Genomic DNA, 8,084 nt, shown 5'->3' on the forward strand with positions numbered 1-8,084 from the left:
GGTCGCTCGGACGCGAGCCACAGGTGGGCCGCGAACACGCCGCGACGAAGTCGCGGCCAAACCAGCACAGCCGCGAACACGCAGCGCCGCAGGCGCTGCAAATCGAACACAGTGCATGATGGACGGGTGAACTTCTGGCCAGCGCCCCATGTCGATGTCCCCGTGCACGCGACCGTGACCCTGCCCGGCTCGAAATCGATCACGAACCGGGCGCTCATCCTGGCCGCTCTGGCCGAGGGGCCATCGACGATCACCGGTGCGCTGCGCAGCCGGGACACGAACCTGATGATCGGCGCGTTGCGCGCGCTGGGTACGCGCATCGAGGGCGAGCGGGACACGTTGACCGTCACCCCGGCGCCGCTGGGCGGTGGCGCGGTCGACTGCGGGCTGGCCGGCACCGTGATGCGCTTCGTGCCGCCGGTCGCGGCGCTTGCGGCCGGCGACGTCGCGTTCGACGGTGACGAGCAGGCCAGGATTCGCCCGCTGCGCACCATCCTGGACGCGCTGCGCGCGCTCGGCGCGGATATCGCCGGTGACTCCTTGCCGTTCAGCGTGCACGGCAAGGGCGCGCTGCGCGGCGGCACGGTGACCATCGACGCTTCCGGGTCGTCGCAGTTCGTTTCGGGCCTGTTGCTGTCGGCCGCCCGCTTCGACGAGGGCTTGGTGGTGCACCACGACGGTAAGGCGCTGCCCTCGGTACCGCACATCGAGATGACCGTGGAGATGCTGCGCCGTGCCGACGTGCGGGTACAAGCGCCCGCGGACAGCTTCAAAGCGCAGACCTGGACCGTGCAGCACGGACCGATCCGCGCGGTGGATTGGGAGGTGGAGCCCGACCTGTCCAATGCCACTCCGTTCCTGGCCGCGGCCGCGGTCACGGGCGGCACCGTGCGCATCCCGCACTGGCCGCGCCTGACCACCCAGCCGGGCGACGTGATCCGCGAGATCCTGGTGCGGATGGGGGCCGAGGCGAGGATCTTCGACGGTGTGCTCACTGTGCACGGCCCCGACCGGCTCGCGGGCATCGACATCGATCTGCACGACGTGGGCGAGCTGACCCCGACCGTCGCCGCGCTGGCCGCGCTGGCCGATTCCCCGACCGTGCTGCGCGGCATCGCCCACCTGCGTGGCCACGAGACCGACCGGCTGGCCGCGCTGTCCACCGAGATCAACCGGCTCGGCGGCAAGGTGACCGAGACCGAGGACGGCCTGGAGATCGTGCCCACCGAGTTGCACGGCGGCAGATGGCATTCCTACGCCGATCACCGGATGGCCACGGCCGGAGCGATTCTCGGCCTTCGGGTGCCCGGCGTCGAGATCGAGGACATCGGGACCACGGCCAAGACCCTGCCGAACTTCGTGGCACTGTGGGAGCGGATGCTCGATCCGGCGCTATCCGACGAAGGAGCCGCGCCCTGAGCCGCAGACGCTCCACGGCCAGCTACGACGAATCCGACGTGCGGGTTCGTCCGGGGCGTAGTTCGCGTCCCCGCACCAAGACCCGGCCGCAGCACAGCGATGCCGAGTCCGCCATGGTGGTCTCCGTCGACCGGGGCCGCTGGGGGTGTGTGCTCGACGGCGACGCCGACCGCCGCATCGTCGCCATGCGGGCGCGCGAGCTGGGCCGCACTCCCATCGTGGTGGGCGACCGAGTGGACGTGGTCGGCGATCTATCCGGACGGCCGGACACGCTGGCCCGCATCGTCCGGGTCGCCGACCGCCGAACGGTGTTGCGCCGCACCGCCGACGACACCGATCCCTTCGAGCGGATCGTGGTCGGCAACGCCGAGCAGCTGTTCATCGTGGTCGCACTCGCCGACCCGCCACCGCGCACCGGCTTCGTGGAACGCGCCATGGTCGCCGCGTATGCCGGTGGGCTGCAACCGATTCTGTGCCTGACCAAACACGATCTAGCCGCCGACTCCGAATTCGCCGCGGCCTTCGACGATCTCGACCTCATCATCGTGCACGGCGGCATCGAGGATCCGCTCGACCCGGTGCTCGACTTGTTGACCGACCGCCTCACCGCGCTGATCGGCCACTCCGGCGTCGGCAAGTCCACCTTGGTGAATCGTCTTGTGCCGGACGCGGATCGAGCTGTCGGCGAGGTCTCCGGAGTAGGTAAGGGCAAGCACACCTCCACCCAGTCCGTGGCCCTTCCCCTCCCCGATGGCGGATGGGTCATCGACACCCCCGGCGTGCGGTCGTTCGGTTTGGCACACATCACCCCCGATGACGTCATCGCCGCCTTCACCGATCTCGCCGAAGCCATCGAGGACTGTCCGCGCGGCTGCACCCACCTCGGTCCGCCCGCCGACCCTGAATGCGTATTGGACGAGTTCACCGGCAAAGAGCACCGGGTGGCCGCCATCCGCCGACTGCTCGTCGCCCTCGCCTCCAACGACCCTTGGTAGGCCGAACGCCGCTCAGAACTGGCGATCAGTGCCCGTCCGGCTGGCCGGGCGCGAACGGCCATTCTTCGAACCACGTGCACCGACCCGAGTCGTCGAAGCGAATGATCCACAGGTCTCGCCAGTGCGACGGAGTGTCTTGCGCGTATTCCACCGCCACCCGCACCACGGCGGTATCCCCGTCCACCGCGACGATTTGGGACCGCATGGTGAACGGCTCCTCGGGCCCGTCGCTACCCTCCTCCCAGAATTCCGCGAGAGCGCCGAGACCCGTGAGCGGCTGCGCCCACGGCGACACCAGATACCCGGCGTCTGCCGCGAACAACTCGGCGAGCTGTTCGGTGCCCGCCGACCGCCAGGCTCGCTCGTATCCGGCCACCCATGTCTGCACAGCCGCACGGTCCATTTCAGGAAAACTACGCCGGATCGCGCGTGCAGTGTTCGAAGCCACGGTCCCTCGGTGGCCGCGTCGCGCGATCGTACGGGTCGTAGATGGAGTCAGCGATGAGGTCGGCGACGTCCGGTGTGCTTGCTCGAGCGATCCCGGAGAAGAGCGCCAGAGCCTCCGCACGGGGCACCGCTATCCGTCGGTGCGCGCGTCGGTGCGGAAGCTCGGGCTCGGAGAAGGACACCGCGGATGTCATGGCGTCACGCTACGCCACGCCTACGGATGCGCCACGGCGCTTCGGTGAGGACGCCTTCGCACTGGCATTCGTGGCGTCAATCGCGTCCATAGCGTGGCAGGCAGCCGCTGTCCAGGGAGAACCCGAACGGCTCGGGCAGTGGGATGACGTCGCCGTACGTCCCGTCGAGCTGGCCGTGGTACGTACCGTCCTTGGGATGGGTGTACAGCGCCCATCGGCCGTAGCGTGGATCGACCGAGAGCAGCATGCAAACGCCTGCCGCGCTGTACCAACCATTCTTGTCGGTGATCTGCTGGGCCTTCTCCGTCTTGGAGATCACCTCGACGGCGAGTTCGACATCGTGCGGGTCGGCAAACCAATCATCGTCGTCATCCCATGCCTCGGGCAGGACCACGAGGTCGGGTGTGCAGTAGTCGTCGTCATCGTCCGGCATCTGGATCGACGAAACTTCGTATGCTGCCAGCCCGGTCGGCATCCGCGCCTCGATCTGTTGCCGCAATCGCCGAATCGTCCCCGCGTGCTTGCCCCGATGTGTCGGTGACATCACGAGACTTCCGCCCAGAATCTCGACGCGTAGACCCGTCGCGCGCTCTATCTGCTCGGCGACAGCACGCAGGTGGCCTGGGCGCGGGTGCATGACAGGGACGGTCACGGACGAGCACTCCAACGGACGGCTGCACACACTTCGCGATACGGCAGGACGGCGCGGACAAGCCCGCGCCGACACAACCGTCTGCTCAGTGCCGACGGCGGGACTTCGGGCCGCGCTTGCCCTTCGCCTCCGCCCTGGCCGCCTCGCGGCGCTCGCGGCGGGTCGGCTGGGGGCCACCGTCCACGCCGTACTCCTCGGCATCGCTGCGCACGGCGGCGTGACCGCCCTCGTCGGGACCCGAATAGCTGAAGCCGCGGGGGCCGGACTGGTCGATACCCCTGGCACGCAGCGCGGCCGGAGCGGCGTGGCCGTTGGCCGCGGGAGCCTCTTCGGTCGGCAGCGGGCGCGGGGCGGCCATGGCACCGACCGGGGAACGCAGGCCCGGCTCCACCGCAACGCCTTCCGGCTGCGGCTGCGCCACCTCGACCTGCAGGTTGAACAGGAAGCCGACCGACTCCTCCTTGAGGCCCTCGAGCATCGCGCTGAACATGTCGAAGCCCTCGCGCTGGTACTCCACCAGCGGGTCGCGCTGCGCCATCGCGCGCAGGCCGATGCCCTCCTTGAGGTAATCCATCTCGTAGAGGTGCTCGCGCCACTTGCGGTCGAGCACCGAAAGCAGCACCTGCCGTTCGAGATTGCGCATGCTGCCCTCGCCCGCGAGACCATCGATCTCGGTCTCACGGCGCTCGTACGCCTCATGCGCGTCGTCCAGCAGCGCGTCGAGCAACTCCTCGCGGGTCAGCTCGCCCGCCTCGCCGACCTCGGTCACGCCGGTCAGGTCCCGGTAGTCCAGGCTCACCGGGTACAGCGTCTTCAGCGCCGTCCACAGCTTGTCCAGATCCCAGTCCTCGACGTAGCCATCGGCGGTGGCGCCGTCCACATAGGCGGTGATCACGTCGGTGATCATGCCCTGGACCTGGCCCTCCATGTCCTCGCCGCGCAGGATCCGGTCGCGCTCGCCGTAGATGACGGTGCGCTGCTGGTTCATCACCTCGTCGTACTTGAGGACGTTCTTGCGGATCTCGAAGTTCTGCTGCTCGACCTGCGTCTGGGCGCTCTTGATGGCCTTGGAGACCATCTTCGCCTCGATCGGCACGTCGTCGGGCAGGTTCAGCCGCGTCATGATCGCTTCCAGCGCGGCGCCGTTGAACCGGCGCATCAACTCGTCGCCCAGCGACAGGTAGAAGCGCGACTCACCCGGGTCGCCCTGACGGCCGGAGCGGCCGCGCAGCTGGTTGTCGATGCGGCGCGACTCGTGCCGCTCGGTGCCGAGCACGTACAGCCCGCCCGCGTCGCGCACCGCGTCGGCGTCCTCGGCGGTCTGCGCCTTGACCTGATCCAGCGTGGGCAGCCAGGCCCGCTCGTACTCTTCGGGCGTCTCGACCGGGTCCAGGCCCTGCTTGCGCAGCAGGATGTCGGCGATGATGTCCGGGTTGCCGCCGAGCACGATGTCGGTACCGCGACCGGCCATGTTCGTCGCGACGGTCACCGCGCCCGGCCGCCCGGCCTCGGCGATGATCTCGGCTTCCTTCTCGTGGAACTTCGCGTTCAGCACGTTGTGCGGGATGCCGCGCTTGGTGAACTGCTTGGACAGGTACTCCGAGCGCTCGACGCTGGTGGTGCCGATCAGCACCGGCTGGCCCTTCTCGTGCCGCTCGGTGACGTCGTCGACCACCGCGGAGAACTTGGCCTCCTCGGTCTTGTAGATCAGGTCGGACTGGTCGGCGCGGACCATCGGCTTGTTGGTCGGGATGGGGACCACGCCGAGGCTGTAGATCTGGTGCAGCTCGGCGGCCTCGGTCTCGGCGGTGCCGGTCATGCCGGACAGCTTGTCGTAGAGGCGGAAGTAGTTCTGCAGCGTGATGGTGGCCAGAGTCTGGTTCTCCGGCTGGATCTCGACGCCTTCCTTGGCCTCGATCGCCTGGTGCATGCCCTCGTTGTAGCGGCGCCCGACCAGGATGCGGCCGGTGAACTCGTCGACGATGATCACCTCGCCGTCGCGGACGATGTAGTCCTTGTCGCGGGCGTAGAGCTCCTTGGCCTTGACGGAGTTGTTCAGGTAGCTCACCAGCGGCGAGTTCGCGGCCTCGTACAGGTTGTCGATGCCGAGCTGGTCCTCGACGAACTCGACGCCCGCCTCGTGCACGCCGATGGTGCGCTTCTTGATGTCGACCTCGTAGTGCAGGTCCTTCTTCAGCAGCGGCGCGATCCGCGCGAACTCGGCGTACCACTTCGAGGAGGCGTCGGCCGGACCGGAGATGATCAGCGGGGTGCGGGCCTCGTCGATGAGGATGGAGTCGACCTCGTCGACGACGGCGAAGTTGTGCCCGCGCTGCACCAGGTCGTCCAGCGAGTGGGTCATGTTGTCGCGCAGGTAGTCGAAGCCGAACTCGTTGTTCGTGCCGTAGGTGATGTCGGCGTTGTAGGCCACCCGGCGCTGGGCGGGGCTCATGCCGGACAGGATCACGCCGACCTCGAGGCCGAGGAAGCGGTGCACGCGGCCCATCCACTCGGCGTCGCGCTTGGCCAGATAGTCGTTCACGGTGACGACGTGCACGCCGTCGCCGCTGATCGCGTTCAGGTAGGCGGGCAGCACACAGGTGAGGGTCTTGCCCTCACCGGTCTTCATCTCGGCGATATTGCCGGTGTGCAGCGCGGCGCCGCCCATCACCTGCACCTTGTAGTGCTTCTGGCTGAGCACCCGCCAGGACGCCTCCCGCGCGACCGCGAACGCCTCGGCCATCAGCTGGCCGAGCGGGTCGGTCTCCCCGTCTTCGACCATCTCGGCGTAGCGCTCACGGAACTCGTCGGTCTTGGCCCGCAGCTCGGCGTCGCTGAGGTCCTCGTATTCCGGCTCGAGGGCGAGGACCTGGTCGGCGAAATGCGAGAGCCGCTTGACAATGCGACCCTCACCAATCCGAAGCAACCTCGTCAGTGTCAGCGCAGGCACGGGTCTCGTCAGTCCTCTGGTCGGTGTGCTGTGTTTGATTTGCAGCGCCTGCGGCGCTGCGTGTTCGCGGCCCCCTTGTGGCTCGCGTCCGAGCGACCGCCGCTTGCGACTTCGTCGCTTGCGCGTCGGCCGCTCGGACGCGAGCCGGGCCGCGAACGGGCAATGCTCAGTCTCGCTTCGCTCGGAAGCGGGAGTTGGGCCGAGTGGTCACGCGGAGTGACAACATCGGGACCTCGGCATTTGCTGGCCCGTCGTAGCCGGACAGGTGACCGCTGCTGGCCACTTTACCGTCTTACACGGCCGGCGGGACGCGAGCGAGGCCGCGAACGGCAATGGTCCGATCTCCGTTCGCTCGAAAGCCGCCGGGTGGTCCCGCACCAGTGCCCACAGCGGGACCTCGAACGTTCGCCAGCCCGTCGTAGCCGGGCCGCTGCCGGGCCACTCTATGCGGCGGCCCTTCAGGCGCGAGCCGGGCAGCGAGCAACGCCGGGGGTCGCCACCTCGGAGTGGAGTCGGAATGGTGCGGTTGCGTAGGCCGACCACTGCGGCGTTGGATGCGCGGGTTCGAACGCTCCAGCGGTGCCCATGGCGCTGCTTCGACACGGAGAGCGGCCGGATGCGTTGACTGTGCATCCCGGTTTCAGCTGTGATCGAATCGGTTTGCCGGATTCGAAGGCAAAAGCGTGCCACAGCGGCGTGGGCAGGCGAAGAAGTGCACGAATTCACCGGATATGCCACAACGGCCGGGGTAACGGTTGTCGCGGCAGCACAATAAGCGGGGGCGGCATCGGGAAAAGGAGTACCGGGCAGCGTGATCACGAGACTGACGCCGCAGGACACGGCGTTCTACCGGCTCGAATCGAGCAGCAATCCGATCCACATCGGGTCTCTCGCGATCGTCCGGAACGCCGAGCCCGGCGACAGTGCCACGCCGATCCTGGACTACGACCGGCTGGTCGATCTGGTCGAGAGCAGGCTGGCGCTGGTGCCGCGGTACCGCCGCAAAGTGCGGGAGATCCCGCTGTCGCTCGGCCGCCCGGTCTGGGTGGAGGACAGCCGGTTCGACATCACCTACCACATCCGGCGCTCCGCGCTGCCCGGTCCCGGCACGGACGAGCAGCTGCATGAGCTCGTCTCCCGGCTCGCCTCGCACCCGCTGGACCCGGCGCGGCCGCTGTGGGAGATGTACCTGATCGAACGGCTGTCCGAGGGTCGCTGCGCGATCTTCACCAAGTCGCACTCGGCGCTGGTGGACGGCGAGACCGCCCTGGAGATCGGCCACGTGATCCTCGACACCGGACCCGCGCCGCGCGAGCTGGCCGACGACGCCTGGATCGCGCCGCGCGAACCGGGCGACCTGGAACTGCTGGTCGGCGCGCTCGGCCACCTCGCGGCTCAGCCGCGCAGGGCGCTGGAGGTGGCCCGCG

Annotated in this window: 6 protein-coding genes; 3 read left to right on the forward strand and 3 right to left on the reverse strand. The window is 68.5% G+C overall.

Going from position 1 to position 8,084, the window contains the following annotated elements; translation table 11 throughout:
* The first annotated feature begins 126 nt into the window (after window positions 1–126).
* Together aroA and rsgA are read left to right on the forward strand one after the other, a co-directional pair.
* Window positions 127–1,419, forward strand: a complete 1,293-nt coding sequence (aroA, locus tag NA4_RS32125) for a 3-phosphoshikimate 1-carboxyvinyltransferase (RefSeq protein WP_067478773.1) — start codon at window positions 127–129, stop codon at window positions 1,417–1,419.
* Window positions 1,416–2,414: a ribosome small subunit-dependent GTPase A gene (gene rsgA / locus NA4_RS32130; protein WP_245671688.1), complete on the forward strand. Its 999-nt coding sequence runs from the start codon at window positions 1,416–1,418 to the stop codon at window positions 2,412–2,414. The genes aroA and rsgA overlap by 4 nt, the downstream gene beginning before the upstream one ends.
* Before the next feature lie 25 nt (window positions 2,415–2,439).
* Here rsgA and NA4_RS32135 read toward each other — a convergent pair whose 3' ends face one another.
* From NA4_RS32135 to secA, 3 genes are all read right to left on the reverse strand, one after another.
* Window positions 2,440–2,817: a YybH family protein gene (locus tag NA4_RS32135; protein WP_067478779.1), complete on the reverse strand. Its 378-nt coding sequence runs from the start codon at window positions 2,815–2,817 to the stop codon at window positions 2,440–2,442.
* A 314-nt stretch (window positions 2,818–3,131) separates the two neighbouring features.
* Window positions 3,132–3,707 carry a Uma2 family endonuclease gene (locus tag NA4_RS32145; protein ID WP_218022489.1) on the reverse strand — a complete coding sequence of 192 codons (576 nt, stop codon included), beginning with the start codon at window positions 3,705–3,707 and terminating at the stop codon, window positions 3,132–3,134.
* Between the two features lie 85 nt (window positions 3,708–3,792).
* Window positions 3,793–6,657, reverse strand: a complete 2,865-nt coding sequence (gene secA, locus NA4_RS32150) for a preprotein translocase subunit SecA (protein ID WP_067478788.1) — start codon at window positions 6,655–6,657, stop codon at window positions 3,793–3,795.
* 811 nt (window positions 6,658–7,468) lie between these two features.
* Between secA and NA4_RS32155 the strand changes: the two genes are divergently transcribed.
* Window positions 7,469–8,084, forward strand: a 616-nt coding sequence (locus NA4_RS32155; protein ID WP_281180085.1) for a wax ester/triacylglycerol synthase domain-containing protein, incomplete at its 3' end; no start/stop codon positions are given.

The organism is Nocardia amamiensis NBRC 102102, assembly GCF_001612745.1.
Classification (GTDB): domain Bacteria; phylum Actinomycetota; class Actinomycetes; order Mycobacteriales; family Mycobacteriaceae; genus Nocardia; species Nocardia amamiensis.